Below are 1295 nucleotides of genomic sequence, written 5' to 3' on the forward strand. Positions count from 1 at the left end.
TCAGGAGGGTCAGGGCCGAGAGGCCGGCCAGGAGCGGCGTCGGCTGCACTCCGTCCGCCAGGTGGAAGGCCACGCGGAGCGCGTCCTGCTGCGGCAGGGGCAGGCCGTCGAGGCCCGGGCGGAGCGGGTGCAGGAGGAGCTGCAGCGCCGCGTACTGGTCGCCCGACTCCGCTGCGGAGCCCGCGGTGCGCAGCACCCGCACATCGCGTGCGCGGGCGTAGGCGACGACCTCCTCGACCAGGGTGGTCTTGCCGACCCCGGCGTCCCCGTCGATGACGAGCGCCGACCCGTGGGCGGCGATGCCCTCGACCATCAGACGGAGCCGCGCGAGCTCCGATCCCCGACCGACGACGAGCGCGTCCCGCTTCACGCGTCGAGTATCGCACCCTCGCGCAGACACTCCTCGACCCGGTGGCGGGCCCGGATGAAATCGATCGCGGCGGCCGCGGCGCTGCCGGGGGCGCCGAAGAAGGAGGTCAGGAAGTGGTCGCCTCCGTGCACCTCCAAGGTCTGCCAGCGGAAGGCGATGAAGCCGAAGGGGTCGACGCGCACCGGCGACGAGCCCTCGCGGAGCGGATACGCCTCCTGGCTCGCCCAGACGCGGCGGAAGACCCGCGAGCGGCCGCCGAGCGAGGCGACCAGGACCCGCAGACGCGGGTCCGCCGGGTCGGAGTGGAAGCGGAGGGCGGCCGTCATCACGGCGATCGTGCGGTCCCAGTCCTCGTGCCGCTCGGCGTCGGTCTCGAGCGCCGCGGCGTCGATGACGGCCTCGATCATGTTGGTCCCCTGCTCGCAGGCCAGGGGGAGGAACAGGCGGCCGAGCTCGTTCACGGCGACGAGGTCCAGGTAGCGGTCGACCACGTAGGCGGGCGTCGTGGTCCAGGACGAGACCATGCTCGTCAGGCTGCCGACCTGCGCCGGGGTCGGCCCGGCCTGCGCCCAGATCGGTGAGCGGCGCGGCGCGGCGTGCCCGCCGAGCCGGAAGAGGTAGTCCCGCCCGTCCGCGTCGAGGCGGAACGCCCGGGCCAGGGCGTCCAGGACCTGCGCCGAGGGGCGGCGGTCCTTGCCCTGCTCGAGCCGCAGGTAGTAGTCCGGGCTGATCCCCGCGAGCACGGCGACCTCCTGGCGGCGCAGCCCGCTGACGCGGCGCCTGCCGTCGGCGCCCAGCCCGACCTCGTCGGGGCGCAGCCGGTCGCGGTGCCCCCGGAGGTAGGCGCCGAGCCGTGCGGTGTCCGTGTCCACGATCCCGCCCTTCTCTCCCTTCGAGGCTAGGGAGGAGGCGGGCCCGACTCCAC

Annotated in this window: 2 protein-coding genes; both read right to left on the bottom strand. The window is 74.7% G+C overall.

Features of this window, described 5'->3' with window-relative positions; all coding sequences use genetic code 11:
- On the bottom strand, nucleotides 1-370 hold a 370-nt coding region (locus tag C5D09_RS17015; RefSeq protein WP_181135077.1), incomplete at its 3' end, for an ATP-binding protein.
- Nucleotides 367-1295: helix-turn-helix transcriptional regulator (locus tag C5D09_RS17020; protein WP_146085673.1), on the bottom strand; the 929-nt coding region annotated here is incomplete at its 5' end. The genes C5D09_RS17015 and C5D09_RS17020, both read right to left, overlap by 4 nt.

It is taken from the genome of Rathayibacter sp. AY1C9 (assembly GCF_002932315.1).
GTDB lineage: Bacteria > Actinomycetota > Actinomycetes > Actinomycetales > Microbacteriaceae > Rathayibacter.